Raw genomic sequence first — 25,329 nt, forward strand, 5'->3', positions numbered from 1 at the left:
TATTCCTTATGACTACACTGATTTTTGTGGAACGGGAATATCTCACCATCCTGCTGCATCTCGGCCTTGCGGTGTTGGCGGGCGGGCTCATCGGACTCGAGCGCACCTATCACGGTCGTCCGGCCGGATTTCGCACCCATACCCTGGTGTGCACGGCCTCAAGCCTGTTGATGTTATTGACCGTTTACCAGTGGCAATTGCTCCCCAATGCGCCGCTCGATACCGTGCGCGTCGACCCCACGCGCATGGCGCAGGGCATCATGACCGGCATCGGCTTTCTCGGCGCCGGCGTGATCATGAAGGAAGGACTCACCGTGCGCGGCCTCACCACCGCGGCGTCCATCTGGATCACCGCCTCGATCGGCATCCTCATCGGCATCGGATTCTATTTTCCGGCCGTCGTGGCGACCCTGGTGACCCTGGGCACGCTCTCGCTGTTCCGCTGGATCGAGGCGATCATGCCCTCGCAGTTTTACGCGCGCCTGCATGTCCGATACAAGCGTAATGAAGCACCGGCCGAATCGGATTTACGTGAACTGATTACAAGGCATGGGTTCTCGATTGCCAATCTCAGCTATCAGTTGGCTGAAAAAGGAAAAATATTCGAGTACCAGATGACGATTTGCACCCAGGGTAAGGACAGCTACCGGCGTCTGGCGGAAACTCTGACCGCCCGGAAAAAAGTGCGGGAGTTCCACATTTTCCCGACCGGCGACTGATTCTTTTTCCGGGCATCGTCGCTACAGGACGATGGGTTTGTTATCGAGTTCATTTTTGTCATTCGGCTTCGAAGGATAATGTTCCACGAGGCGTGCACTGACGGCACGGATACCGCTCAGCACCCCGGCCGCAAAATCGCCTACCCGCAGCATCGCCTCGATGTCACGGCAGATTCTTTCCCAACCTTCCGTCCCGACGCGGGCGTGTACGCCGCGGTCAGCGAGGATTTCTACGTCGTGATCGGCCAACAGCAGGTAAATCAACACGCCGTTGTTTTGTTCCGTATCCCAAACCCGCAGCTGGGAAAAAACCTCCACGGCACGGTCGCGCGCCGTTTGTCCGCGCAACAAGGCGCGCAAGTGTAAAGTTCCCTCCACGGCGAATCGAATCTCTCCGGAATGGGATGCTTCGCATTCGCGGATGGCGGATTCAATCGCGCGCAGCGTGCTCCCGGGAAACGCGAGGCGCACGCGCCACGGCGGAATGAAAAGATGACGCAGCATTCGTCCAATAGTCATCACCATCTCCCCGAGGCGCCACCGCCGCCGAAGCCACCGCTGAAACCGCCACCCCCGCCTCCACTCCAACTGCCGCCGGATACGCCGCCGTACCCGCCGCTGCTCCAGCCGCCGTACCCGCCCCGCCCGCCACTGCCACCGATCGCCAGCGTGAACAGAAAAACCACGAGTCCGGCCAAGAACGAACCGATCAGGGAGCCAATGGTGATCCAGAAAACCACACTCACAATTCCACCGGCTACAGCGGCCCCGACCAGTCTCCCGAGCAAGGCGCCGAGAAAACCGCCGCCAATCATGACGGCAAGAAAGGCAATTGGCAGCATCTCCTGTATACCGGACCACGACCTGTCCCGCGCTTCCGGCGGTGGCAGCGGTTCGCCGTCAACCAGCCGGATCAGGCGGGCGACGCCGGCATGAATACCGCCGTAGAAATCGCCTTGCTTGAAATAAGGAATGATGATTTCGCTGATCACGCGCTTGGCCACGGCGTCCGGAATTACACCTTCGAGGCCGTAGCCGACCTCGATGCGCAACTCACGGTCGTGCTTGGCGACCAGCAGCAGCACGCCATCGTCCACGCCTTTGCGCCCGAGTTTCCAGGTCTCGGCCACACGAATGGAATACTGCTCGACGGCCTCGGGCTGCGTGGTGGGTACGATCAGCACTGCAATCTGACTTCCCTTGCGGCTCTCGAAAGTCTGTAGTTCGCGTTCGAGTGTATCGCGCTGCGACGGGGCGAGCGTGCCGGTCAGATCGGTGACGCGCGTTTTCAACGGCGGTACCGCCACCTCGGCGTGCAGCGCGAGACTCGCCAGCAATAAAGTCAGAAGAAACAGCCCGCGCGCAAGCACCCTCATGTCGGCGCCCTCATAGAGTAATCGACAGGAGAGTTACTAGTATCCCGAACCGGTCGGAGCTGGCGGTGGTGTGCCGCCGAAATCGACCTTGGGCGGTTTGGCGATTTCTTTTTCATTCTCCACGGCAAAGCTCGGCTTCACCTTGTAACCAAAGACCATGGCGGTCAGGTTGCTCGGGAACTGGCGCACCGTGACGTTGTACGCCTGCACCGCCTGGATATAGCGGTTGCGCGCCACGGTAATGCGGTTTTCCGTGCCTTCGAGCTGGGCCTGCAAATCGCGGAACAGTCCGTCGGCCTTGAGTTGCGGATAATTCTCCGCCACCGCGATCAGGCGCGACAACGCCGAACTCAGCTCGCCCTGTGCCGCCTGGAACTGGGCGAAGGCCCGTGCGTCGTTGAGCAGTTCCGGCGTCGCCTGGATCGTGCCGATTTTGGCGCGCGCCTCGGTCACGCGCGTGAACACCTCCTTCTCGTGCGCCGCATAGCCCTTCACCACGTTCACCAGATTCGGCACCAGGTCGGCGCGGCGCTGATACTGGTTCAGCACCTCGGCCCAGCCGGCCTTGATCTGTTCGTCCGTGGATTGCAGCGTGTTGTAGCCGCAGCCGCCGAGCAAGGTAAACACGGTCAGGAACAACGGGAAAATTATTTTGTTACGCATGGCGCTCTCCTTGATGCTTGTCGAAACTTTCAATTCGCCTTGGTGACAAACTGCTTGCGGTAATTCACCACCTTGTGCAGGTACTGGCGGGTTTCCTCGTAAGGAAGATGCGCGCGCAGTTTCTGGTACACGCCTGAAGGCGACAAGCTGTTGATCGTATTCACCGCCGCGACTTTGTCCCGGGAAAAAGTGCGCAGCACGTTGCCCGGGCCGGTATTGTAGGCCGAGATCACGCAATACTCGCGCGATACCGGGTTCGCGACCGGTTCGAGCTGCTTGTAGGTGAGCACGCTCAGATAGGCCGCACCGAGCTCGATGTTGTTTTGCGCGTCGAACAGGTATTGCTTCGACGGAATTTCATCCGAACCCTTGGCGCGCCGGTAGGCCTCGCGCCCACCGCTGCCGGGAACCAGTTGCATCAGGCCGTAGGCCGGGGCGGAACTCACCGCGAACGGGTTGAAATTGCTCTCGGTGCGGATGATCGCGTACACCAGGCTCGGGCTGATCTGGTACTGCGCGGCGAACTGTTCGACGATATGACCGTATTTCTCGGCCTGCTTGTTCTCGAAATTGGCGATCATCGGAATCTTCACGTACAGCGCGTTCTTCTTGGCGCCGTCGAGCGCAATTTCTCGATTCGCCGCCTGCGCTTGAAGCAGATGATCGGCAAAGCCCTCGGCATCGGCCGGCGAGGCCACGGGCTTGTTGTTCTGATCCACGACCAGGCCGAGCAGATACGGCTCCTTATCGCTCGTGAGCGTGATGGCGCTGTCGGAGAACAGATCCACCGCGCGCGGGTCGTTGGGCGTGAGCAAGGTAGTGACAATAGCGTTCTTCAGACTGGTGCGCGGGTCCTTGTCGTCCAGCGTCTCGACCGTCACCAGGCCGGCGTCGAAATCCACCACCGCGCGGCTCATGTAGTTCTGCGTATACTTTATATATTGCACGCGCGAGGGCAGCTTCACCTCCTTCTTGCCCCAGGTCTTCTTGACCCGGCCGGTCAGCAGCGTCACCAGCTTGTCGTAATCGCGCTTGATGGTGCGCACGTCCTGCACCAGCGCGTAGGGATTCGTCTCGTAAACCGACTTGCGGCTCTTGAGGCTTTCCTTGAGGGCTTCCTTGGGATCGCTGCTGCGGGCGACGCTGCCGAGCGTGCGCGCGGTCGGGCTGGTAATTACCGCCAGCGTCTGGTTGATGCTCGGCGCTTTATTGCCGGTCGTCGAGCATCCCACCAGCAGGATGATAGAAAGAAAAATTAAAAATAATAAACCCATTCCTTTTCTGTGATATTCAACTCTGATCAGCATGTCATGGATGTCGCCATTGCCATGGTACGGAGATTGCTCCGCCATCGCGCGGACACGCGACAGTAAAAGCCTCAGCGTTCGATGACGCATGATCCTCTCCTGAGCACATTTAGTGTCACAAAGGATAATCGTTCTCACTCAGGCGGTCATCGTAACTCAAGCCGGCGATGTCGGTAATATGCCTGGAAACCACCTAAAATGAACAGAAGATTCGGTAAACCCACTGAAATCAAATTAATTTTTTCGGCCTATTTTGAGGCTATATTTACACACAGAGTCATCAATTCCCCAAGTTGTGGAGTCAACTATATTTAGTAAGGTGCGGCTAATTTTTTCCTACAGGTTATCGAGAAGAATTTATGAAACTCAACAAAATGTTTAACCATTTTTTTATCACTTTCTGCCTGATTTCCTTGTCCGGCATCGCGTCCGCGGACTCTGCTGTGGGTGTTACGGATAATACCATCGTCCTCGGCCAGTCGGCCGCCTTCAGCGGCCCGGCGTCCAAATTGGGCGAATCGATGCGGGAAGGAGGGTTGGCTTATTTCGAAGAAGTCAACCGGCAAGGTGGCGTACACGGCAGAAAAATCGAACTCATCTCATTAGACGATGGCTACGAACCGGACCGGGCCATCGCCAATACTCAAAAATTAATCGGGGAACACAAGGTGTTCGCGCTCTTTGGTTACGTGGGCACCCCCACCAGTTATGCTGTGATCCCTATCATCACCAATGCCCGGATTCCGTTTTTCGGCCCGTTCACCGGCGCCGAGGGGCTGCGCAACCCGGTCAACAAATATATTTTCAATATCCGGGCCAGTTACTTCGACGAAACCGAGCAGCTTGTTGACTGGTTAGTGTCATCCCAGCACAAGACTAGAATCGCCATATTCTATCAGGACGATGCCTATGGCAAGGCTGGCTTGAATGGCGTAACTCGAGCCATGGATAAACGCAAACTTAAGCTGGTCGCCTCCGGAACCGTTACCAGGAATACCGTCGACGTAGAGGACGCCGTCAAGACAATTAAAAATGCTAATCCGGACGCGGTGATCATGATCAGCGCCTACAAATCTTGCGCGGCTTTCATTAAAAAAGCGAGTGAATCAGGCCGTCAAACATGGTTTTTAAATGTATCTTTCGTTGGCAGCGAAGCACTGGCATCCGAACTGGGAACGGACGGACACGGTGTCATCATATCGCAAGTGGTTCCGTATCCGAACGACCCATCCTTTAGCGTAGCCATGGAGTTTAGCCGGTTGCTGAAACAGCAGAAACCCAATAGTAAAGCCTCCTTCAATAATCTTGAGGGCTACATCGCGGCCAAAGCGCTTGTTGAGGGCTTGAGGCGGGCGGGCAGAGACCTGACTCGGGAGAAGCTTATCGCGGCCCTGGAATCATTCCGTGACGTGGACCTGGGAAAATTCCACGTATCCTTTTCTCCCAAAAATCATAGCGGCTCAAAACTGGTAACGCTCACGGTAATTACCGGCAGCGCTGGGTCGTTTATGCCTTTCTGGTACGGCTCCGCGACAGCGACAGCTGGAAAATAAATCGTTACCCGTTTACCGCAATCCCAGCACGTCCTGCATATCGTAAAGCCCGGTCTTTTGGTCGGTGACCCAGCGCGCGGCGCGCAATGCGCCGTTGGCGAAGGTCAGGCGCGATTCGGCGCGGTGCGTGATCTCGAGGCGTTCACCGCCGCCGGCAAACAACACCGTGTGATCGCCGACGATGTCGCCGGCGCGAATGGCGGAAAATCCAATGGTCTGGCGCTTCCGCTCGCCACGTACACCATGCCGGTCATAAACGGCACATTCCTTAAGATCGCGTTCCAGCGCCTTGGCCAGGACTTCACCCATGCGCAGCGCCGTTCCCGACGGTGCATCCACCTTGTGGCGGTGATGCGCCTCGACGATTTCCACGTCCACGTCGTCACCCAGCACGCGCGCGGCGGTTTCGAGCAGCTTGAAACACAGATTCACGCCCACGCTCATGTTGGGCGCGAACACGATGGCGATATCTTTGGCAGTCTTGGCAATGCGATTGCGCCCGGCTTCATCGAGGCCGGTGGTGCCGATCACCATTTTCTTTTTTGCCTTCAGGCAATGGTCAAGATGGGCCAGCGTGGCTTCCGGAGTTGTGAAATCCACCAATACATCGAATTCCTGCTTCCCAAAGCTAGCACCGACGATCACGCCGAGCTTTCCGACACCGGCAATCTCCCCCGCGTCAGCGCCGATGCCGTCGCTTCCGGGCCGCTCGACAGCGACGCTCAAGCGCATCCCATCCGCGCGGGTGCAGGCCTCGATGAGCGTCCGGCCCATGCGTCCGGCGGCGCCGGATACGGCGATATTGATCATTGGGTAAGTCCGTTAGTTGCTGTACATGCATCGTAACGCGTGATTCGATTGGCGTAAATTGCAGTTACTCCTTCTCCCTACGGGAGAAGGCAGGGATGAGGGGAACCAACCAGCCGTTCGCCTTGAGCCTGTCGAAGTGCGAACACATCTGTCGAGCCGCCTGCGGCGGCGTATAAATTGTGGGTGGCTGACCCACGGCAGGTGACTTTTCTTTGCTTGTCCTAAAGAAAAGTCACCAAAAGAAATGACACCCGGAGCGCGCGAAAACCCCTTGCGTTCCTCGCCCCACCGGGCGCTCGACCAACTCGCCGCCCGCAAAATACGCGGCTCGGGCTCAAACACGGTCTCGCTTAAAAGCTCCCGGTGAGGCTGCAGTACTCGGCGCGCGCTACGGGGTTTGGAGCAACACCTTGCCCTGCCTGAATTTTACTCAGCTAACTTGCGGGGTTTATCAGATGGGTTAATACTGCATCGCCATGTGACTTATAACCTAAACCACCCGTTGGCGAACTACTTATGGACTTCCGGCTCTGCCAGGTTATACGTCAAAATGTGAAGCATAAATTCCGTTAAGCGCGCTAAAGCAGCAATCTCTGAGGAACGATATGCTCAAGAAGATTTTCCTCGCCACGATTCTACTCATAGTAATTCATCCAGCTATTGCGGGCGAATATGTGTTTTGTTTACAGATCAATCGAATCGCAAATGCTGGAATGCTGAAAGACTACAGCAATAAGCAAATTGAAAACGGGTTGTGTATGACTTCGAAGGATGTTGTTCTAGCAATCGCAGCGAACAACTCCTACAAATAAGAGATTTGCATGCAATCCGCAGAACACATGATGCGGGAGTTTAAGAAGAGATTTCTAAATCGCGACCCAAAAGACGTTATAGGCAAGTGCTAAGAGTCACGTCACTTGTGCCTAACTAGCTAGCGAGTCGAGCCAACCTTGTGTCCTGCTGGCGCGGGCCATTCCACTGCACACGTAAAGTATTAGCTACCTTAAATATTCTACTGCTCTACTATGTATAAAAGTAAAATTTCCATTGAGAAAAAGTTAGCGCAGGCTAAGTATGTGCTGAAGATGATTAACAAATACAGGGGTAGGATTTTTACTAACGGTGGAAAAGATCCTGAAACTGGTGCTAACACGTTAGTAACACATATAAGCTCATTTCTTGCTCATACCAGATCTATCGTTCAATACGCTCACAAGGAAGCCAAGGAATCCTATAACATTGAGAAATATGATCAATATGTAACAGGAAAGAAAATATTCAGTTTTTTCAGAGTTCTAAGGAACAGTGATATTCACGAGTATACAATTGGAGCATATTCTTTAATAGAAGCCACAGCATATTTCGCACCTGCCACTAAAAATAACAAGTCAAGAACTAGCAATCCGATAGTTATGTATGTAGATGAAGTATCAAATATAAATACTCCTGGTAGAGAACAAAGAAATGTAAGAATTACTCACAAGCTATTAAAGAAAGTCGAAATAAACAGCGAGGTACTATCACGGTTAGAAAGCGAAGGCCGTAATGATCTTGTTGCGTCTGCTAAGGATCGCGGATATTTATATTGCGTACAAGAATTTGCGGGGATCGAAGATCTTCATGAGCTTTGTAGTCTATATGTAAGCGAAATAGAAAAGTTTATTTCATATGGAGTAGAAAATGGATTCATCAGTTGAAGATCGGAATTAAGCAGCTCACCATATATTCGAGCAGATGGTGGAATGCTCGGGTTGCGCCTCGCGGCAGGTACCGGCACTACTGTTCAATTCGTTCGTTAGCTGAACATCCCCTACAGCTTATCGAGAAGGGAGTACTCACAGCCGTCTTACGCCAATCAGCCAAAAATGCTCTTGATCTTGTCGAGCCAGGAATGCTCGCGGGGGTTATGGCGCGGCGAGCGCGAGCAGGGAATAGGCTCCACCAGCTTCGCTTGCGAGCTGGTGGAAGTGACCGTCGCGAGTCGCTCGCGCACCCGTCAATCGACTTAGCCGAACAAGCTCTTGATCTTATCCACCCACGAGGCTTCACGAGGGCTATGACGGGTGCCGCCCTCTTTCACTAAACGCTCGAACTCTTCGAGCAATTTCTTCTGTTGGGGTGTGAGGTTCACCGGCGTTTCCACACTGAGACGGCAGTACAGATCCCCGGTGTGGCCGGTGCGGACGTTGCGCACGCCCTTGCCCCGCAGGCGGAACATTTTTTCGCTTTGGGTGCCCGGCGGGACCTTGATCGCGGCGCGGCCGTCGAGCGTCGGCACTTCGAGATCGCCGCCGAGCACCGCGGTGGCGAAGCTCACCGGCATCTCGCAGTAGAGATCGTCATGTTCACGCTTGAACAGCGCATGCGGCTTGAGCCGCACCTGCACGTAGAGATCGCCCGGCGGGCCGCCGCTTTCTCCGGCCTCGCCCTCGCCCGCGAGCCGGATCTGATCGCCCTCGTCCACGCCGGCGGGAACTTTAACGGAAAGCGTTTTTGTGTGTTGCACGCGGCCGGCGCCGTGACAGGTCTGGCAAGGATCGGTGATGACCTTGCCGGTGCCGCGGCACTTCGGGCAGGTCTGCTGGATGGAGAAGAAGCCCTGCTGCATGCGCACCTGGCCGTGGCCGCCGCAAGTGTGGCAGGGCGTGGGCGACGTGCCGGGCTTGGCGCCGCTGCCCTTGCAGGTCTCGCAGGTTTCCATCGCGGGCACGCGGATCTTCACTTCCTTGCCGCGCACCGCGTCTTCGAGCGCGAGCTCGAGGCTGTAGCGCAGATCGGCGCCGCGGAACACCTGCGTGCCGCGCGTCCGGCCCGCGCCAAAGATGTCGCCGAAGATGTCGGCGAAATTGCCGCCGCGCGAGGAATAAAAACCGCCCGCGTCGCCGGCGGCCGCCGGATCCACGCCGGCGTGCCCGAACTGGTCATACGCCGCGCGTTTCTGCGCGTCGGAAAGAATTTCGTACGCCTCTTTGGCTTCTTTGAACTTCGCTTCCGAAGTCTTATCGGCCGGGTTGCGGTCCGGGTGATGTTTCATCGCCAGGCGCCGATAGGCCTTCGTGATCTCCGCTTCGGAGGCGTTGCGCTGGACCCCGAGGGTCTCGTAGTAATCCTTTTTCGCCATTCCTGCTACCTCTCCTGCATGAATGTCCCTGCCTCAAACAGCAAAGGCGCAGTGGTCAATCATCGCCCGACCGCCCACTGCGCCCTCGTCACCAAAGCAAACGTAGTTTATTTCTTGCCTTTGTTTTCTTTCACTTCCTCGAATTCGGCATCCACCACATTCTCTTTCTCCTTGGCGTCGCCTTTTTCGGCACCCGGAGTTTCCGCGGTACCGGTCGACTCCTCGGCCTTGGCTTTGGCCTGGGCCTGGGCATACATCTGCTCGGCCAGCTTGTGCGAAGCTTCCAGGAGCGCGTCGGTTTTCTTCTTGATGTCTTCCTGGTCGTCGCTGCGTGACGCCGCTTCGAGGTCCTTGATGGCGGCCTCGATCTTTTCCTTTTCCGCGGCGTCGAGCTTGTCGCCCATCTCCTTCACCGACTTGCGCACGCTGTGCACCAGGCTGTCGGCGTGGTTGCGCGCCTCGGCCAGTTCACGCGCCTTGCGGTCTTCCTCGGCATGCGCCTCGGCGTCCTTGACCATTTGCTGGATCTCCGCCTCGCTCAGTCCCGAACCGGCCTTGATGGTGATCTTGTTTTCCTTGTTGGTGGCCTTGTCCTTGGCCGACACGTGCAGGATGCCGTTGGCGTCGATGTCGAACGTGACCTCGATCTGCGGCAAGCCACGCGGCGCCGGGGGAATGTCGCCGAGGTCGAAACGCCCGAGCGATTTATTGCCCGCGGCCATCTCGCGCTCGCCCTGGAGCACGTGCACGGTCACCGCCAACTGGTTGTCGTCGGCGGTGGAAAACACCTGCGAGGCCTTGGTCGGGATGGTGGTGTTTTTCTGGATGAGCTTGGTCATCACGCCGCCCAGCGTCTCGATGCCGAGCGACAACGGGGTGACGTCGAGCAGCAGCACGTCTTTCACCTGACCGCCCAGTACACCGCCCTGGATCGCGGCGCCGATGGCTACCGCTTCGTCCGGGTTCACGTCCTTGCGCGGTTCCTTGCCGAAAAAGTCCTTGACGAGTTGCTGCACCTTGGGCATGCGCGTCTGGCCGCCGACCAGGATCACGTCGTTAATGTCCGCGGCCTTCAGACCCGCGTCCTTGAGCGCGGTTTTGCACGGCTCGATGGTTTTCTGGATGAGGTCCTCGACCAGCGCTTCGAGCTTGGCGCGCGTGATCTTGAGGTTGAGGTGTTTCGGACCGCTCGCATCCGCCGTGATGTACGGCAGGTTCACTTCGGTCTGCTGGCTCGAGGACAGCTCGATCTTGGCCTTCTCGGCCGCATCTTTCAGCCGCTGCAGCGCGAGTGGATCCCGGTGCAGGTCCACGCCCGCGTCCTTTTTGAACTCCTCGGCGAGATAATCGATGATGCGCTTGTCGAAATCCTCGCCGCCGAGAAAGGTGTCGCCGTTCGTGGACAGCACTTCGAACTGGTGTTCCTTGTCCACCTCGGCGATCTCGATGATGGAAATATCGAACGTGCCCCCGCCCAGGTCATAGACCGCGATCTTGGAATCGCCCGGCTTCTTGTCCATGCCGTACGCGAGCGCGGCGGCGGTCGGCTCGTTGATAATGCGCTTGACCTCGAGGCCGGCGATGCGCCCGGCGTCCTTGGTCGCTTGACGCTGGGAATCGTTGAAGTAGGCCGGCACGGTGATGACCGCTTCCTTCACTTCTTCGCCGAGATAATCCTCGGCGGTCTTCTTCATTTTCTGAATAACGCGAGCGGAAATCTCCGGCGGCGCCATGGACTTGTCCTTGATCTGGATCCACGCATCGCCGTTTTTCGCCTTGACGATCTTATATGGGACCATCTTGATATCGCGCTGCACCACTTCGTCCTCGTACTTGCGGCCGATGAGGCGCTTGACGGCATAAAGCGTGTTCGACGGATTGGTGATCGCCTGGCGCTTGGCCACCTGGCCGACGAGGATCTCGCTGTCATCCGTGTAAGCCACGACGGACGGCGTGGTCCGGTCACCCTCGCTGTTTTCGATCACCCGGACTTTATCGCCCTCCATGATCGCGACACAGGAGTTGGTGGTGCCCAGGTCTATTCCAATAATTTTCGCCATAGTGATCGCCTCGAAAGTTCTTTATTCAGGTTCGAAATGGGGTTATATCGGGACTTTTCAAGTCTGTTCCGCGCCTTTTTTGGCCGCGGGTTCCCCGCGTATCACGACCATCGCCGGACGCAGCAGCCGGTCGTTCAGGAGATAGCCTTTCTGCACCACGTTAACCACGTGGTTAGGGGGAACTTCCTCGGCTTCGACCAGGCTGATGGCCTGATGCCGTTCCGGGTCGAATTTCTCCCCCCGGGGATCGAGGCGCGTCAGGCCGAATTTCTGAAAAATGCTGTCCATGAGCTTCAGGGTCAAGTCCAGGCCTTCGTGCATTTTTTGCACGGCCGGACTGGAATCCGCCGGAAGCTCCACCATGCGGGCGAGTTCCAGGCTGTCCCGCACCGCAATGATTTCAGCGGCAAACCGTTCCAGCGCGTACTTGTGTGCCGACGCGACGTCCGCCTGGGCCCGTTTGCGGGTGTTTTCCACTTCGGCTTTGGCGCGCAACAGGCGGTCCAGAAGTTCCGCGGCTTCGGCACGGGCCTGGTCCAGGTCTGCCTGCAATTGTTTGATCTCCGGGGCCAATTCAAGATCATGCGCCGCGGCGCCCGCATCCACGGTCGGGATGGTATTTTCCTCCGCCTCCGGATTTCCCGCCGGAGTTGCCTTATTATCATTCACCTCATTCATCACTAAATCTCCACGCTGAATTAACCTTGATTGGATGGGGCTATCGACTTGTCGATTCAAGCCGCCCGCTGCGATCGCCGCTGTTCAAGGCCCCGCTTAAAAGTTTGGCGGTTATATCAACGATGGAAATCACCTGCTCATATGCCATGCGGGTGGGACCGATGACACCCAGTGTTCCCACGATTCTGCCATCGGCGGTATAGGGGGCGGTAACGACACTGTAGTCGGTCAGCACTTCGTATCCCGATTCCGTGCCGATGAAAATCTTCACCCCGCCGGCGCGCATGCTTCGGTCGAGGAGATGCAGCAGATCGCGCTTGGCGGTAAAGGCATCGAATAGTTTGCGCAACTTGCGCACATCCCCCAGCTCGGGAATATCCATCAGATTGGACTCGCCACTCACCACCAGGTCATCCAGCTCTTCCTCGCCGCTCAGGGCCGCGCGCGCCATCCGCACCGCCACTTGCATGATCCGCTGCATGTCGTCGCTTGCCTGTTGGATTTCGGACAACAAGGCGCGTTTGACATCCCCCATCGACACGCCGGTGAAGGTTTCATTGAAGTAATTCGCGGCTTGCACCAGCTCGGAGGGAGAATATTCCCGGTCCGACTGAATAATCCGGTTATGCACCTGGCCATCCTGTGTGACCAGGATCACCAGGATGCGAAGACCGGTGAGGCTGACAAAATCAATGTGCAGGAACGCGAGTTTATCTTCGCGCTTGGGTGCCATCACAATTCCAGCCAGCTTGCATACTTCCGACATCAACTGCGATGCATTTTCGATCAAATGCTGCGGTTCGATATCGGCCAGCAGCTCCTGTTCGAGCCGATGCAGTGCTCCGGCATTGATCGGCTTGAGCTTAAGCAGGGTATCCACGAATAAGCGATAGCCGCGTTCCGTGGGAACCCGGCCGGCTGAGGTATGCGGCGAGCGGACCAGGCCCATTTCCTCAAGGTCGGCCATGACGTTGCGCACCGTCGCGGGGGACAGTTCGAGCCCCGCCTGGCGTGACAGCGTACGGGAACCCACGGGCTGACCATCGGCGATATACCGCTCAATCAACGTCTTTAGCAATATTTCTGCACGGGCGTCCAGGGCCATGGCATTCCTCACGTTCTGACGGTGACTTTAGCACTCTCCATGAGTGAGTGCCAATCCCGGCACGGTTGCCCGTTTTTGGAATTGAATCCGGGACCACCGACAAAACAGCGGGTCGTCAGGGCCCATCGACATCTGTTCGCCGGACGGAGGAACGGGAACACTATCAATCCGTGGAAATTAGGTTACATGAGTGCGCCACAAACCAACAATGCCTATCCTGTGTAACCGTAAGCGCGGCGATTGGCCATTGCGACTGTGCGTGCTAGCTTAATGCCTCAATCCGGAACAGGCGCATGAAAAAAACAATTAATACCGTTGGGGTGTTCGGCAAATTCCAGGATAAAACCGTTGCCGAACACATACTCCGGCTGGGTGAATTCCTGCGCAGCCGCAAGCTCAATATATTGTTCGACGAGCCGACCGCGAAGCTGTTCACCCATCCCATCGCCCCGGCGCGGTCGCGCGCCGCCATCGGCGGCGAGATCGATCTCGCAATCGTGGTGGGCGGTGACGGCACGTTGCTCAATGTGACGCGCGATCTCGCGCCGCACCGCGTGCCTATTATCGGCGTCAATCTCGGGCATCTCGGTTTTCTCACCGATATCCAACCTGAAGACATGACCGCCGCGATCGGGAAAATTCTCGATGGCGATTATCAGACCGAAACCCGACTTCTGTTGCAGGCGGAAATCATCCGCAAGGGACGGGCGGTTCACACCGCCAATGCCTTCAATGACGTCATCGTCAGCAAGGGCGACCTCGCGCGTCTGATCGAATTCGAAACCTATCTCGACGGTGAATTTGTCAACAGCACGCATGGCGACGGTATCATCGTCGGCAGTCCGACCGGCTCCACCGCCTATGCGCTCTCGGCGGGCGGGCCGATTCTGCATCCGTCCTTGCATGCCATCGCCCTGGTACCGATCTGCCCGCACACGCTCTCCAATCGGCCGATTGTGGTTTCCAGCAACAGTACCATCGAGATACTGCTCACCGGGATGGGCGGCCAGCGTGCCCATGTCACGTTCGACGGCCAGGTAACTTATTCGCTGGAAAAAAACGATCGCGTAAAAATCAGACGGGCGGAGAACGAGATCGAGCTGCTGCATCCTTCCGATCACAGCCATTTTGAGGTCATGCGCATCAAGCTGGGCTGGGGCAAAAAACTCTGATGCTCGCGTATCTTTATATTCGCGATTTTGCGATCGTGCGTGAGTTGAGTCTCGCCTTCGAACCGGGTTACACGGTGCTCACCGGGGAAACCGGCGCGGGGAAATCCATCCTCATCGATGCGCTGGCGCTGGTATTGGGTGATCGCGCCGACAGCGACGTGATTCGTCACGGATGCCGGCGCGCGGATGTCTCGGCCGGTTTTGCGTTGCAACCTTCTCACGACGCTTCCAAATGGCTCAAGGAGCACGATCTGTTCGATGAACCGGAGTGCGTGTTGCGGCGCGTGGTTGAGGTGGAGAAACCCTCGCGTGGCTTTATCAACGGCCGGCCGGTGCCGATCCAGATGTTGCACGAACTGAGCGATTATCTCGTCGACGTCCACGGCCAGCATGAACATCAATCGCTGCTGCGGCGCGACGCGCAACGGCAAATACTCGATGACTTCGCGGGGCTGGAAGAAAGCGTGCGCCGGATCGAAGGCCAATACCATGAAATGAAGTCGCTGCGCGAACGCCTTGAAGCCCTGAAGCAGCAGACGGCGGACCGCGAGGCGCGCGTGGAACTATTGCGCTACCAAGTGCGTGAATTCGATGCCCTGGGGTTGACCGCCGACGAAATTCCCGCCCTCGAAGAAGAACATACGCGTCTGGCCAACGGCGCCGAGCTCATCGAGGGCGTACAGGCCGTAGCGCAGATCATCCAGGAAAACGAGGAGATGTCCGTGTCGCAGCAGCTCGCGCGCGCCATCGGCCAGCTCGAGTCGCTCGGCCGATACGATGCCAGGTTGGGCGAGATCGTCGCCTTGCTCAACGAAGCCGCCATCCAGATCGACGAAGCCGGTGGGCGCCTGCGCCACTATCTCGACAGCCTGGAGCTTGATCCGGCGCGCCTGCAAACGGTCGAGCGTCGCCTGTCAACGGTTCATGACCTTGCCCGCAAACACAAGGTAAAACCGGAGGAACTTCCAGCCGTGCACGCGCGCCTGCGCACCGAACTGAGCGACGTTGAAAACCTCGACACCAGCCTTGGCCAGTTGCAGGATAAGCTGCAGAATGCGTGCGCCACTTACCTCAAGGAGGCGAAAGATATTTCTCGCGGTCGCGAAACCGCCGCCAAAAAATTCGCGCGGGTGGTCACGGATGAAATGCAGGAACTCGGCATGCCGGGCGGAAAATTTTCAGTGGCCCTGGCGGCGTTGCCGGAGGGCGAAGCCGGCGCCTACGGACTCGAGCGCATCGAGTTTCTGGTCAGCGCCAACCCGGGACTGCCGGCACGGCCGCTGGCGAAGGTTGCCTCGGGTGGCGAGCTGTCGCGCATCTGTCTGGCTTTGCAAGTGGTGCTCGCCGGCGCCGGCCGGATCCCCACGATGATTTTCGATGAAGTGGACGTCGGCATTGGCGGACGAGTCGCGGAAGTCGTGGGCCGAAAACTGCGTGCGCTGGGCCAAACGCGGCAGGTGCTGTGCATCACGCATTTGGCTCAAGTGGCCGCGCAAGGGGCGCAGCACGTGCTGGTGGAAAAACGTAACGAAGGCAAGGTCACGCTGGCGGAAGCGAAGCCGCTGGGTGACCGCGAGCGCACGTTGGAAATTGCGCGTATGATCGGCGGCGTCGAAATCAGCAAGCAAACTCTCGCCCACGCCAAGGACATGCTCACCCGTGCCTCAGCCTGATGCGCACGCTAGCAGGGAGCGCACGACCGCCGAGGGCAGAGCAGGGGCCCCACGCAGTGGGGATGCGACCCCGAGGCGGGACGGGGTGCGCGCCCAGCGGTCGTCGGCATCGCCTTCGCTGTCCGATCCCCTTGCGGGGGCCCTCGGACAACGCTCAGGCGCGCCGGCCCAGCTATGAAGCGGGGGTAGCGGCGTGAGCCGCGGAGCAGGGGCCCCGCGCGCGTTGCGCGTGGGGATGCGACCGGCGAATCGCCGCAAGCTCGCCGACGATGATCAGTTGTTGACTGCTGGGATACTCCGGAGGCGAGGACCGCGGCGAGTCGGGCGCGGCGCCGGAATGAACTGAGCTAACAGATGCCAATCAAGAAGCCTATGAGCAGTGGCGCCGCTTCGCACGCCGGCGCGACCCGCGCCGTCGGCAGCGCCGCGCCTATCGTTCGTCCGGCGGCGATCGACGACGTGCCCTATATTCACCACCTGCTCGAAATCTATGCCGCCCAGGGAAACCTGCTGCCGCGCACAATGAGCGAACTGTACCAGCGCTTGCGCGACTTCTTTGTGATCGAAGTCAACGGTCGCGTCGCCGCCTGCGGCGCGCTCGAGATTTTCACCGAATATCTGGGTGAAGTGAGGAGTCTGGTCGTGGACGATGCCTTCAAGGGACAAGGGTTCGGGCGGATGTTGGTGGAGCGCATCATCGAAGAAGCGCGCCTCATCGGCCTGAGGCAACTGATGGCGCTGACCTATGCGGCGCCGTTTTTCCACAAACTGGGTTTCAAGACCGTGCCCAAGGATACGTTTCCCGAGAAAGTTTGGGGCATTTGCGTCAAGTGCTACAAATATAACAACTGCGATGAAACGGCGGTGCTGCTGGAACTGAAGTAGCGCGTAGATACTTGCTTTTACCCGGTCGAAATATAAACTGTCGAAGTTCATGATCGGAACACCGCGAGGAAAATCACGCTATATCGTCTGGCTGCTGGCGGCGGTGCTGCTGCTGGTCGGCGCGGTGGCGGCGGCGCACGAACTGGATCACGCACTCGATCATCATCAGGAACTGTGTGCGCTGCACCACTACGCGGGCCATCATGGCGGTCTGCCTTCCACGTACGCCCATTCGCCGGCGCCGCCGATTAAAGTCCGGCTCGATCTTCCCCCTTCTTATCTATTCGTTTCCGAATCGCGTCCGGCGCCCTACGCCGTGCGTGCCCCTCCGCAAGTCTGAAGCGCGCCATCGCGGCGCCCGGTCCGTTTTTATGGACCGTCATCGGGAATTTTCACGTATTCATAAACCGCGCGCGGCGCGGATACGATTGCCATCCATCCAGGCGCGCGCCCGTTCAGACTTCTGGAGGAGACCATGTACCGAACCATTTTCATCGCGGGCCTGATGCTCGCCGCCACGACCGCCGTGGCCGAACCGGCCGCCAAACCGGATCTGCAACAACGCGTACAGGACATTGACGAACGCGTGAAGCAACTTGAAACCGGCACCCTCGCCGCGGACCAAGGCGGGATGCGCACTACTTCAAGCGCCTTCAACCCGTCTATCAGCCTGATTCTGGACGGCAAACTGTCCGCCTTTTCCCAAGACCCGGCGACCTATGCATTGCCCGGATTCGCGCTCGGCGAGGAAACCGGCCCCGGCGACGAAGGCCTGCGCCTCGGCGAGTCGGAGCTGGTGATGAGCGCCAACATCGACGACAAATTCTACGGCCAGTTCACCGCGGCGCTGACCCCGGAAAATGAAACCGAGATCGAGGAGGCCTTCTTCGAGACTCTGGCTCTTGGCGGCGGCGCCACGCTCAAGGCCGGCCGTTTCTTCTCCCATATCGGCTATCTCAACCCGGTGCACGCGCACGCCTGGGATTTCGCCGACCAGCCGCTGGTCTACCGCGCCCTGCTCGGCAACCAGTATGGCGATGACGGCGTGCAGGCGCGCTGGGTGACGCCGACCGACGTGTTTGTGGAAGTCGGCGCCGAACTGTTCCGCGGCGACGGCTTCCCGGCGGGCGGCGCGGCGAATACCGGCAAGGGCACCCATACCGTCTTCGTGCATATCGGCGGCGACGCCGGCGTGAGCCATGCCTGGCGTATCGGGCTCTCTCGGCTCGATGCCGATGCCAAGGATCGCGCCAGCGGCGATGCGGCCACGCCCGATCTTTTCACCGGCACCAGCAAGTTGACCGGCGTGGATTTCATCTGGAAGTGGGCGCCGAACGGCAACCCAAGACAGACGAACTTCAAGTTCCAGACGGAGTATTTCACGCGCGACGAGGACGGCACGTTCGATCCGGCATCAAGCGGGACACCGCTCACTTATAACGGGAAGCAGAAGGGCTGGTACACCCAGGCGGTGTACCAGTTCATGCCGCGCTGGCGCGCCGGGCTGCGCACCGACCGGCTCAAGGCCGACGCGGTCGGCGCGGCGTTCGCCGGAACGGCGTTGGACAACCAAGGGCACGATCCCAAGCGCACCAGCGCGATGGTCGACTTCTCCAACAGTGAGTTCAGCCGGCTGCGGTTCCAGGTCAACCGGGACGAGTCGCGCGTGAATCAGAAAGACACGCAGTGGTACCTGCAATACATCATGAGCCTGGGCGCGCACGGCGCGCACAGTTTCTGAGAAAAGGAGACCGTACATGAAAATACTCAATCGATTATTTGCCGGGCTGATGTTGCTGATCGCCCTCCCGGCCGCGGCGGAGATCAAGGTCTTCGCCTGCGAACCCGAGTGGGCGGCTCTGGCGCAGGAACTCGGCGGCGACAAGGTATCGGTGTTTACGGCCACCACCGCGCGCCAAGACCCGCATCGTATCGAAGCACGGCCGAGCCTGATCGCGCGCCTGCGCCAGGCCGACCTGCTGGTCTGTACCGGCGCCGAGCTGGAAATCGGCTGGTTGCCGGTGTTGCTGCGCCAGGCCGGCAACGCCAGGGTCCAGCCCGGCCGGCCGGGTTACTTCGAGGCCGCGAGTCATGTCCGGATGCTCGAGGTTCCCGCGCGCCTGGACCGCGCCGAGGGCGACGTGCATGCCGCGGGCAATCCGCATATCCAGACCGATCCACGCAATATCGGCCGCGTGGCCACCGCGCTGGCGCAACGACTGGGCGAGATCGATCCGGAAAACGCCGATTACTACCAGACGCGTCATCGCGATTTTGTCCAGCGCTGGGAAGCCGCGATCAAACGCTGGGAACAGCAGGCCGCTCCGCTCAAGGGGATTCGCATCGTGGTGCAACACAAGGGGTTTCCCTATCTGGAGAACTGGCTCGGTCTGCGAGAAGTCGCGGCGCTCGAACCTAAACCGGGCATCGAGCCCACCAGCGCACACCTCACCGAAGTACTGGAACAATTGCGGCGGCAACCGGCGAAGATGATCCTGCGCGCGGCCTACAACGACGGCCGCGCCTCGGAGTGGCTGGCTGAACGCACCAAAATTCCCGCCGTCATGCTGCCGTTCACCGTGGGCGGTTCGGACAAGGCGAAAGACCTGTTCGAATTGTTCGACGACACTGTGCAGCGGCTGCTGCGCGCGCTGACATGAGCTTCGACGCGCTCGATCTCAGCATCCTCGGGCCCGCGTTTTGCGCGGGCCTGCTGGTGCTCGCCACACACGTGCCGTTGGGCCAGCAGGTGCTGGCCCGCGGTATCGTGTTCATCGATCTCGCCATCGCGCAGATCGCTGGCCTGGGTGTGATCGCCGCCGACGCGCTGGGCTGGGAACCACGCGGCTTCGGCGTGCAGATCGCGGCCGTGGGCGCGGCCCTTGTCGGCGCGCTGCTGCTGACGTTTACCGAGAAACGCTGGCCCGAGGTGCAGGAGGCGCTGATTGGGGTGCTGTTCGTGTTGGCCGCCTGCGGCGGCATCCTGCTGCTGGCGAATAACCCGCACGGCGGCGAGCACCTCAGGGATCTCCTCGTCGGCCAGATCCTGTGGGTGAGCTACCGCCAGTTGCTGCCCGTCGCGCTGCTCACCGCCGTCCTCCTCGCTCTCTGGTTCGGCGTCGGTACGCGTCTGGGCCGCATCGGCTTCTATGCGATCTTTGCCTTCGCGGTGACGGCCTCGGTGCAGCTTGTCGGTATATATCTCGTGTTCGCCAGCCTGATCATCCCGGCACTGACCGGCCGCTTTCAACCCGCGCGCCGCCAACTCATCGTCGGTTACAGCGTCGGCGTTGCCGGCTACGCCACGGGGCTTTCGGCCTCGGCGTTGTTCGACCTGCCATCCGGCGCGGTCGTAGTGTGCGCACTCGCACTGATCGGTATCGTGGCATGGGCGCTCGGCGCGAACGGAAAACAGAACGAGAACGTGTGAGTTTAAAAACCCTGCAACTGCTGGTGGGTCGGTTCAGCGCAACAATACCAGGGTTCGGACAAGCGCGGGATCGGCATGCCCATTCCCAACTCCGCCAGCAAGGGGGCGTCCACACCCTGCGCGGCATGCGCCAATCCCCAAATGCGCGCGAAGATTTCGCGCCGGCTCAAGTTTTCAGCCTCGGACTGCGCCACCCATTCCTGCACCGCGAGCTGCAGGCGATCGACGCGCGCGTCGGGATTGTTCCATGGATAGCCCAATAGCCTGGAGTCGAACGCGCCGATGTAATCCTGCACGTCCGGCAGCGCCAGCAACAGCGAACCCCGCGGGAGCAGCAGGCGGATGGCCAGTTGGATCGGCGGCACGCTCTCGACCAGATCGAGCTCGAGCAGGCGTTTGAGCAGCGCGATATAACCTTCCAGCGTGGTCCAGGGCGTGAACGCGACGAACGTCGGCGCGAGCGCGATGCCGGCCGCGCGGGTGAGCGCCACGGCGCGCGCGAAATCGGCGTTCGTATGATTCTTCGCGAGTAATTCCAGCACGCGATCGTCAACCGATTCCACCGCGGCGGTAATGAACAAACAGCCGGTGGCTTTCAATTCCGGTAACAATTCGGCGTGGTTGATAACATGCTGAATCTTGATCGTGGCGTCATAAGTGATATCCGGAAATTCGGCGTGCACGGCGTTAACGATCTTCCGCGCATGGGTCGGGCCGTTCAGGAAATCCGGATCGCCGAAGGAAATATGTTGCGCGCCGGCCGCGACTTGCTGGCGCACGTCGGCCATGACTACATCCACCGGGATGACGCGGAACTTGCCCTGATACACCGGCACCACCGGGCAATGGCGGCACCGATGCTTGCATCCGCGGCTACCTTCCGTGAATCCGACGGTTTTGCGGCCGCCGTCAGGCAATTGCAGATGCGCATAGCGCGCAAGCGGCGGCAACGCGCGGCGATCGGGCGTCATGAATTCAATCCTGGAGAGGTTCACCACGGGCTCGGTTTGAACCCGGCCGTCGCCGGCGCGCAGCCGCTCCACCAGCGACACCAGGGCCGGCTCGACTTCACCGCCCAGCACGGTTTGAACACCCAGGCCGCGTAACAGCTTTTCATTCATCGGCGCGTACAGGCCATACACGCACAGATGCGCCTGCGGCGCGATGGCCCGCACCCGCGGTATCGCCGCCACCGCGATGCGCGTGGCGGTGTGCATGGCGACATAGATCGCCACTACGCGAGCGTCGCGCAACACCTCGGGTTCCAGACGTTGCAAGGTGAGATCGAGGCAATGCACCGCGCAACCGGCGCGCGTGAGCCAGGCGGCCGGTTCGGCCAACCCGAAGGGCTGGCGGCCGATTTCGTAGGGATTAATCAGGACGACTTTCATGCAGGCGGACGCGAATAACGGCGTCGGGTTTTTCAGGCCCGGTTATTTTTTGCCGCCGGCGGGCTGGAAGCCGGGCGGGAGCTGGCCCATATCGCCTTCGCCGAACAGGAACCCGACCATGTGCTGCTCGATGATCTGGATGCTGGCCGGGTCGGCGGTGTTGAGTCTATTCTCGTTGATGATCGTGGCCAGGCGTTGCAGCCACTGTTTCCAGCCTTCCTGCGAGACGTTTTCGAAAATGCGCTGCCCCAGCGGACCCGGGTGCGGCGGGCGCTCCAGACCGGCGGCCTCGCGTTTCAGTACTACGCAGCGAACATTGCGTGTCATGCAATTCTCTTGAGAGTAAAACGAACCACCATTGTATTACGGAATACCGGGCCACGGGTCATTGTCACACGAAATGCGGTGACATAGATGCCGATGTGTTCTTGAAGTCGGTTAATTTTGTTACCATGCTTTACATCTGGATTCATGCATGAGGAGCAATATCATGGGCTCAATCGAATATTCCACCCGCATCGGCGATACCGAGCTGCGTCTCACCCCGGCGGCACAGGCCAAGTTCACTGAAATTCTGGCTGGCGCCGACGACGATGTTGCCGGCATCCGCGTGTTCGTCGCAGGCGGTGGCTGTGGCGGTATGACTTACGACATGACCTATGCCGACGGTACGGACAACCATTACGACAGCGTCCTCGAAGGCCCGGGTTTTAAGATTTATGTCGATGCGGTCGCGCTTAATTATCTGCAAGGCAGTGAGATCGATTTTCGCGACGCGACCTTTGTGTTTAACAATGTGTTCCAGGCCGTTGGCGGTAGCGGGACCTGTGGCGGTTGCGGCGGCGGCGGTTTCTAGCCCAGAGCCATCAATTCAATTCGATTAATGTCGGGTGCGCCCTGCGCACCGATCGACAAAAAACGGTGCGTGGGACGCACCCTACAGATGAATAAGTCATCCCCCCTTCGCTGTCCGGAATATGAACCCCATCACCCCAGCCCCTTGCCTGCTGCGGGAGAGGAAGTTCTTCAGGTTCCGCGTCGCATTCTGTTGATCGCGCCGCACGACAGTTACCGCACCGCGCCGTACCTGGCGGCGGCCAAGGCCCGCGGCATCGAAGTACTGATCGCTTCCGAGGCCAAACATTCTTTAGTAAGCGCCTATGCCCAGGGCCTGCATCTCGACCTCGGCGATCCGCAGGCTGCGCTGCAAACTATTCTGCGCGAAGCGCATCGGCGGCCGTTCGCGGCCGTGCTTGGCAGCGACGACGCCAGCACCGAACTCGCCGCGCTCGCGGCGCATGAGCTCGGACTCCCTCACAATCCCACCGACGCGGTGCGGCGCGCGCGGCGCAAGGATCTGGCGCGCGCGCGGCTGGCGCAGGCGGGCGTGCCGGTGCCGCGTCACTGGCGGCTCGATCTCACGCGCCCGTTGGCCGCGCAGATCGAGGACATTCACTTTCCGTGTGTGCTCAAGCCGGTGGCCTTCGCGGCCAGTCGCGGTGTGATCCGCGCCGACAATATCGAAGAACTCACGCGTGCGGCCGCGCGTATCCAGGTATTGCTGGCGCGCGCCGGTTTGCACGAGGCGGAAGAACGCGAAACTATTTTAGTTGAGGAATTCATTCCCGGCTTCGAGGTGGCGGTGGAAGGCCTGCTGACGCAAGGCGAGCTCGAAATTCTCACGGTCTTCGATAAACCCGATCCACTGGATGGCCCGTATTTCGAAGAGACGTATTACATCACGCCGTCACGTCTGGAGGCGCCGGTTCAGCGCGCGCTGCGTGAGACGATCTCCAGCGCGTGCGCGGCCTACGGGCTGCGCGAAGGGCCGATCCACGCCGAATGCCGCATCAACGTGGAGGGTGTGTGGATACTGGAAGTCGCCGCGCGCACCATCGGCGGCTTGTGCGGGCGCCTGCTGCGCTCTAGCACCGGTCTCAGTTTGGAGGAATTGGTATTACTGCATGCCGTGGGCGAACGCCCGGAGATAAACAGCGAAACCGGCGGCGCCGGGGTACTGATGATCCCGATCCCGCAGGCCGGCATCCTGCGGCGCGTCGAAGGCGTGTTGGCCGCCGGGAAAGTGCCCTACATTGAGGAAGTGGTGCTCCACGTGCGCGAGGGTTATGAACTCGTGCCCTTGCCGGAGGGTTCCAGTTATCTGGGATTTATTTTTGCACGCGCGCCAAACGCCGCACAGGCGGAGGCGGCGTTGCGCGCGGCGCACGCCTGCCTGCGCGTGGTGGTGATGCCATTGTGGCGGGGCATCAGCGTTTGACGTTCATCCTTAATTTAAAATCACAGGCATGCCGCTGGCTGCTCCCACTCGGTGCGTTCATTCCCGTGACGGTTAATTCGGTTCTTGGTTCGAGCCTCGCTCCGAGAGCCGCCGAATTAGTGCGGCGGGCAAGGCGAGCGGCAATATTTACACCCTGAATTCGGCGTTGTTCGCCAAACAGGCAACGATCTTGATTTCCCAAACATGTGGCGCGCCAATTTGAAATGGCTGTTGACACAGAGAATTATTAAGCGTAAGGAATTATGTTCGTCGTCTGGGTTCCGCATCCCTCACCGTCACAACACCTGGATAAAGACCACAGGAGAAACCCCATGAGCAAACTTTTCTTGGCCGTCGTCCTGACTTTGACGCTTGTCCCCACCGCCATGGCGGCGGGCTCGAGCAGCACGTCCCGACCCCCTTCCCCACCGAGGGCCCAACCGAGCGACTACGATCTCGGGGTGAAGGCTGTGCAGGCGGGCGACTACCAGCGCGCCTTGGCCCTGCTCCAGAGGGTAGTCCAAGCCCAGCCGCGCAACGCGGATGCCTGGAACTACGTTGGCTTCAGTCACCGGAAGCTGCGGCAGTTCGAGCTATCTCTGGCCGCCTATCAGAAAGCGCTGGCGATCAACCCGGGCCATCGGGGCGCCAACGAGTACCTGGGCGAGCTGTATCTCATGACGGGGGAGCCGGAAAAAGCGCAAGCGCAACTCGCGAAACTCCAGAGCGTCTGCCCGGGGGGTTGCGCCGAGTACGATGATCTGAAGAAGGCGATCGAGGCGTATCGATCGGCGAAGAAGAAAGGCTGACCCGGCCTTCGTGTCGCGCCTCCCGTGACGACGGTTTCGCTCCTGGGAGACTACGGACCTTCGCTCGTTGCGTTTGGCCTGTTCGCGTTCCTGCACTCGATCGGGGCGCGGGAGCCGTTCAAGAATGCCCTCGCCCGTTGGACAAGCCCATTTTTCGTCGAGCACTTCTGGCGTCTCGTGTATTGCGCCTTAAGTTTAGTGGCGCTCTATTACGCCGTCGCGACGCTCCACTGGGCCCGGCATCCTGAAAACGATGTCTGGCTGATCGTCTATCCCGACTGGCTCTGGCAAGCGATCAC

General features: G+C 59.4%; 26 protein-coding genes. 15 read left to right on the forward strand and 11 right to left on the reverse strand.

Translation table 11 applies throughout. The features are described 5' to 3' along the window. The first annotated feature begins 8 nt into the window (after nt 1-8). Nucleotides 9-719: an MgtC/SapB family protein gene (locus WD823_RS03245; protein ID WP_368428052.1), complete on the forward strand. Its 711-nt coding sequence runs from the start codon at nt 9-11 to the stop codon at nt 717-719. A 21-nt stretch (nt 720-740) separates the two neighbouring features. Here the strand turns inward: WD823_RS03245 and WD823_RS03250 are convergent, their stop codons facing one another. From WD823_RS03250 to WD823_RS03265, 4 genes are read right to left on the reverse strand one after another with little or no spacing between them, the layout of a single operon-like run. Further along, complete coding sequence (locus tag WD823_RS03250; RefSeq protein WP_368428053.1) at nt 741-1,238, reverse strand: TPM domain-containing protein; 498 nt, start codon at nt 1,236-1,238, stop codon at nt 741-743. After that, complete coding sequence (locus tag WD823_RS03255) at nt 1,238-2,095, reverse strand: YgcG family protein (protein WP_368428054.1); 858 nt, start codon at nt 2,093-2,095, stop codon at nt 1,238-1,240. The genes WD823_RS03250 and WD823_RS03255 overlap by 1 nt, the downstream gene beginning before the upstream one ends. A gap of 36 nt (nt 2,096-2,131) precedes the next feature. Beyond that, nucleotides 2,132-2,758, reverse strand: a complete 627-nt coding sequence (locus WD823_RS03260; RefSeq protein WP_368428055.1) for a LemA family protein — start codon at nt 2,756-2,758, stop codon at nt 2,132-2,134. A 29-nt stretch (nt 2,759-2,787) separates the two neighbouring features. Then, complete coding sequence (locus WD823_RS03265; protein WP_368428056.1) at nt 2,788-4,155, reverse strand: murein transglycosylase domain-containing protein; 1,368 nt, start codon at nt 4,153-4,155, stop codon at nt 2,788-2,790. 269 nt (nt 4,156-4,424) lie between these two features. Between WD823_RS03265 and WD823_RS03270 the strand changes: the two genes are divergently transcribed. Beyond that, nucleotides 4,425-5,618: an ABC transporter substrate-binding protein gene (locus tag WD823_RS03270; RefSeq protein WP_368428057.1), complete on the forward strand. Its 1,194-nt coding sequence runs from the start codon at nt 4,425-4,427 to the stop codon at nt 5,616-5,618. Between the two features lie 12 nt (nt 5,619-5,630). Here WD823_RS03270 and dapB read toward each other — a convergent pair whose 3' ends face one another. Further along, complete coding sequence (gene dapB / locus WD823_RS03275; RefSeq protein ID WP_368428058.1) at nt 5,631-6,428, reverse strand: 4-hydroxy-tetrahydrodipicolinate reductase; 798 nt, start codon at nt 6,426-6,428, stop codon at nt 5,631-5,633. Nucleotides 6,429-7,033: 605 nt separating this feature from the next. On the opposite strand from dapB, the gene WD823_RS03280 reads away from it, so the two are divergent. Both WD823_RS03280 and WD823_RS03285 read left to right on the forward strand, forming a co-directional pair. Further along, the gene (locus WD823_RS03280; RefSeq protein ID WP_368428059.1) at nt 7,034-7,240 is read left to right on the forward strand and encodes a hypothetical protein; all 207 of its coding nucleotides are present in this window, start codon (nt 7,034-7,036) and stop codon (nt 7,238-7,240) included. Nucleotides 7,241-7,453: 213 nt separating this feature from the next. After that, the gene (locus WD823_RS03285) at nt 7,454-8,125 is read left to right on the forward strand and encodes a hypothetical protein (protein ID WP_368428060.1); all 672 of its coding nucleotides are present in this window, start codon (nt 7,454-7,456) and stop codon (nt 8,123-8,125) included. Nucleotides 8,126-8,433: 308 nt separating this feature from the next. Here WD823_RS03285 and dnaJ read toward each other — a convergent pair whose 3' ends face one another. From dnaJ to hrcA, 4 genes are all read right to left on the reverse strand, one after another. After that, on the reverse strand, nt 8,434-9,549 hold the full coding sequence (gene dnaJ, locus WD823_RS03290; RefSeq protein ID WP_368428061.1) for a molecular chaperone DnaJ: 1,116 nt from the start codon (nt 9,547-9,549) through the stop codon (nt 8,434-8,436). 107 nt (nt 9,550-9,656) lie between these two features. After that, on the reverse strand, nt 9,657-11,609 hold the full coding sequence (gene dnaK, locus WD823_RS03295) for a molecular chaperone DnaK (protein WP_368428062.1): 1,953 nt from the start codon (nt 11,607-11,609) through the stop codon (nt 9,657-9,659). Between the two features lie 57 nt (nt 11,610-11,666). Continuing rightward, nucleotides 11,667-12,287: a nucleotide exchange factor GrpE gene (grpE, locus tag WD823_RS03300; RefSeq protein ID WP_368428063.1), complete on the reverse strand. Its 621-nt coding sequence runs from the start codon at nt 12,285-12,287 to the stop codon at nt 11,667-11,669. A 40-nt stretch (nt 12,288-12,327) separates the two neighbouring features. Next, nucleotides 12,328-13,392, reverse strand: coding sequence for a heat-inducible transcriptional repressor HrcA (hrcA, locus tag WD823_RS03305; RefSeq protein WP_368428064.1), 1,065 nt, complete (start codon nt 13,390-13,392; stop codon nt 12,328-12,330). 293 nt (nt 13,393-13,685) lie between these two features. Between hrcA and WD823_RS03310 the strand changes: the two genes are divergently transcribed. The 7 genes from WD823_RS03310 to WD823_RS03340 all read left to right on the forward strand — a co-directional run bounded on the left by WD823_RS03310 (nt 13,686) and on the right by WD823_RS03340 (nt 20,552). Continuing rightward, nucleotides 13,686-14,564 (forward strand): NAD(+) kinase, encoded by an 879-nt coding sequence (locus WD823_RS03310; protein ID WP_368428065.1) that lies wholly within the window; start codon nt 13,686-13,688, stop codon nt 14,562-14,564. After that, nucleotides 14,564-16,237 carry a DNA repair protein RecN gene (gene recN / locus WD823_RS03315; protein WP_368428066.1) on the forward strand — a complete coding sequence of 558 codons (1,674 nt, stop codon included), beginning with the start codon at nt 14,564-14,566 and terminating at the stop codon, nt 16,235-16,237. Before WD823_RS03310 ends, recN begins: the two co-directional genes overlap by 1 nt. A 354-nt stretch (nt 16,238-16,591) precedes the next feature. Next, a complete protein-coding gene (locus WD823_RS03320; protein WP_368428067.1) occupies nt 16,592-17,122 on the forward strand; it encodes an N-acetyltransferase in 531 nt (176 codons plus the stop codon). Nucleotides 17,123-17,171: 49 nt separating this feature from the next. Then, a complete protein-coding gene (locus tag WD823_RS03325) occupies nt 17,172-17,462 on the forward strand; it encodes a hypothetical protein (protein WP_368428068.1) in 291 nt (96 codons plus the stop codon). 135 nt (nt 17,463-17,597) lie between these two features. Then, nucleotides 17,598-18,863: a hypothetical protein gene (locus tag WD823_RS03330; RefSeq protein WP_368428069.1), complete on the forward strand. Its 1,266-nt coding sequence runs from the start codon at nt 17,598-17,600 to the stop codon at nt 18,861-18,863. A 16-nt stretch (nt 18,864-18,879) separates the two neighbouring features. Beyond that, on the forward strand, nt 18,880-19,782 hold the full coding sequence (locus WD823_RS03335) for a metal ABC transporter substrate-binding protein (RefSeq protein WP_368428070.1): 903 nt from the start codon (nt 18,880-18,882) through the stop codon (nt 19,780-19,782). Continuing rightward, nucleotides 19,779-20,552: a metal ABC transporter permease gene (locus tag WD823_RS03340; RefSeq protein WP_368428071.1), complete on the forward strand. Its 774-nt coding sequence runs from the start codon at nt 19,779-19,781 to the stop codon at nt 20,550-20,552. The genes WD823_RS03335 and WD823_RS03340 overlap by 4 nt, the downstream gene beginning before the upstream one ends. A gap of 2 nt (nt 20,553-20,554) precedes the next feature. On the opposite strand, the gene WD823_RS03345 is transcribed toward WD823_RS03340, so the two are convergent. Beyond that, nucleotides 20,555-21,943, reverse strand: a complete 1,389-nt coding sequence (locus WD823_RS03345) for a CUAEP/CCAEP-tail radical SAM (seleno)protein (protein ID WP_368428072.1) — start codon at nt 21,941-21,943, stop codon at nt 20,555-20,557. Nucleotides 21,944-21,985: 42 nt separating this feature from the next. Beyond that, complete coding sequence (locus WD823_RS03350; RefSeq protein WP_368428073.1) at nt 21,986-22,270, reverse strand: oxidative damage protection protein; 285 nt, start codon at nt 22,268-22,270, stop codon at nt 21,986-21,988. Nucleotides 22,271-22,433: 163 nt separating this feature from the next. On the opposite strand from WD823_RS03350, the gene WD823_RS03355 reads away from it, so the two are divergent. The 4 genes from WD823_RS03355 to WD823_RS03370 form a co-directional block, all read left to right on the forward strand. Then, on the forward strand, nt 22,434-22,799 hold the full coding sequence (locus tag WD823_RS03355; RefSeq protein ID WP_368428074.1) for a HesB/IscA family protein: 366 nt from the start codon (nt 22,434-22,436) through the stop codon (nt 22,797-22,799). 144 nt (nt 22,800-22,943) lie between these two features. Then, complete coding sequence (locus WD823_RS03360) at nt 22,944-24,221, forward strand: ATP-grasp domain-containing protein (protein WP_368428075.1); 1,278 nt, start codon at nt 22,944-22,946, stop codon at nt 24,219-24,221. 332 nt (nt 24,222-24,553) lie between these two features. After that, a complete protein-coding gene (locus tag WD823_RS03365; RefSeq protein ID WP_368428076.1) occupies nt 24,554-25,030 on the forward strand; it encodes a tetratricopeptide repeat protein in 477 nt (158 codons plus the stop codon). A gap of 24 nt (nt 25,031-25,054) precedes the next feature. Continuing rightward, the coding region (locus WD823_RS03370; protein WP_368428077.1) for a hypothetical protein at nt 25,055-25,329 on the forward strand (275 nt) is incomplete at its 3' end.

The sequence above is a fragment of the Sulfuricaulis sp. genome (genome assembly GCF_040901545.1).
Lineage (GTDB): Bacteria > Pseudomonadota > Gammaproteobacteria > Acidiferrobacterales > Sulfurifustaceae > Sulfuricaulis.

Coding starts and splice junctions, on each gene's coding strand:
- WD823_RS03245 (WP_368428052.1), top strand. CDS start 9: ATGACTACACTGATTTTTGTGGAACGGGAATATCTCACCATCCTGCTG.
- WD823_RS03250 (WP_368428053.1), bottom strand. CDS start 1,238: ATGACTATTGGACGAATGCTGCGTCATCTTTTCATTCCGCCGTGGCGC.
- WD823_RS03255 (WP_368428054.1), bottom strand. CDS start 2,095: ATGAGGGTGCTTGCGCGCGGGCTGTTTCTTCTGACTTTATTGCTGGCG.
- WD823_RS03260 (WP_368428055.1), bottom strand. CDS start 2,758: ATGCGTAACAAAATAATTTTCCCGTTGTTCCTGACCGTGTTTACCTTG.
- WD823_RS03265 (WP_368428056.1), bottom strand. CDS start 4,155: ATGCGTCATCGAACGCTGAGGCTTTTACTGTCGCGTGTCCGCGCGATG.
- WD823_RS03270 (WP_368428057.1), top strand. CDS start 4,425: ATGAAACTCAACAAAATGTTTAACCATTTTTTTATCACTTTCTGCCTG.
- dapB (WP_368428058.1), bottom strand. CDS start 6,428: ATGATCAATATCGCCGTATCCGGCGCCGCCGGACGCATGGGCCGGACG.
- WD823_RS03280 (WP_368428059.1), top strand. CDS start 7,034: ATGCTCAAGAAGATTTTCCTCGCCACGATTCTACTCATAGTAATTCAT.
- WD823_RS03285 (WP_368428060.1), top strand. CDS start 7,454: ATGTATAAAAGTAAAATTTCCATTGAGAAAAAGTTAGCGCAGGCTAAG.
- dnaJ (WP_368428061.1), bottom strand. CDS start 9,549: ATGGCGAAAAAGGATTACTACGAGACCCTCGGGGTCCAGCGCAACGCC.
- dnaK (WP_368428062.1), bottom strand. CDS start 11,609: ATGGCGAAAATTATTGGAATAGACCTGGGCACCACCAACTCCTGTGTC.
- grpE (WP_368428063.1), bottom strand. CDS start 12,287: ATGAATGAGGTGAATGATAATAAGGCAACTCCGGCGGGAAATCCGGAG.
- hrcA (WP_368428064.1), bottom strand. CDS start 13,392: ATGGCCCTGGACGCCCGTGCAGAAATATTGCTAAAGACGTTGATTGAG.
- WD823_RS03310 (WP_368428065.1), top strand. CDS start 13,686: ATGAAAAAAACAATTAATACCGTTGGGGTGTTCGGCAAATTCCAGGAT.
- recN (WP_368428066.1), top strand. CDS start 14,564: ATGCTCGCGTATCTTTATATTCGCGATTTTGCGATCGTGCGTGAGTTG.
- WD823_RS03320 (WP_368428067.1), top strand. CDS start 16,592: ATGCCAATCAAGAAGCCTATGAGCAGTGGCGCCGCTTCGCACGCCGGC.
- WD823_RS03325 (WP_368428068.1), top strand. CDS start 17,172: ATGATCGGAACACCGCGAGGAAAATCACGCTATATCGTCTGGCTGCTG.
- WD823_RS03330 (WP_368428069.1), top strand. CDS start 17,598: ATGTACCGAACCATTTTCATCGCGGGCCTGATGCTCGCCGCCACGACC.
- WD823_RS03335 (WP_368428070.1), top strand. CDS start 18,880: ATGAAAATACTCAATCGATTATTTGCCGGGCTGATGTTGCTGATCGCC.
- WD823_RS03340 (WP_368428071.1), top strand. CDS start 19,779: ATGAGCTTCGACGCGCTCGATCTCAGCATCCTCGGGCCCGCGTTTTGC.
- WD823_RS03345 (WP_368428072.1), bottom strand. CDS start 21,943: ATGAAAGTCGTCCTGATTAATCCCTACGAAATCGGCCGCCAGCCCTTC.
- WD823_RS03350 (WP_368428073.1), bottom strand. CDS start 22,270: ATGACACGCAATGTTCGCTGCGTAGTACTGAAACGCGAGGCCGCCGGT.
- WD823_RS03355 (WP_368428074.1), top strand. CDS start 22,434: ATGGGCTCAATCGAATATTCCACCCGCATCGGCGATACCGAGCTGCGT.
- WD823_RS03365 (WP_368428076.1), top strand. CDS start 24,554: ATGAGCAAACTTTTCTTGGCCGTCGTCCTGACTTTGACGCTTGTCCCC.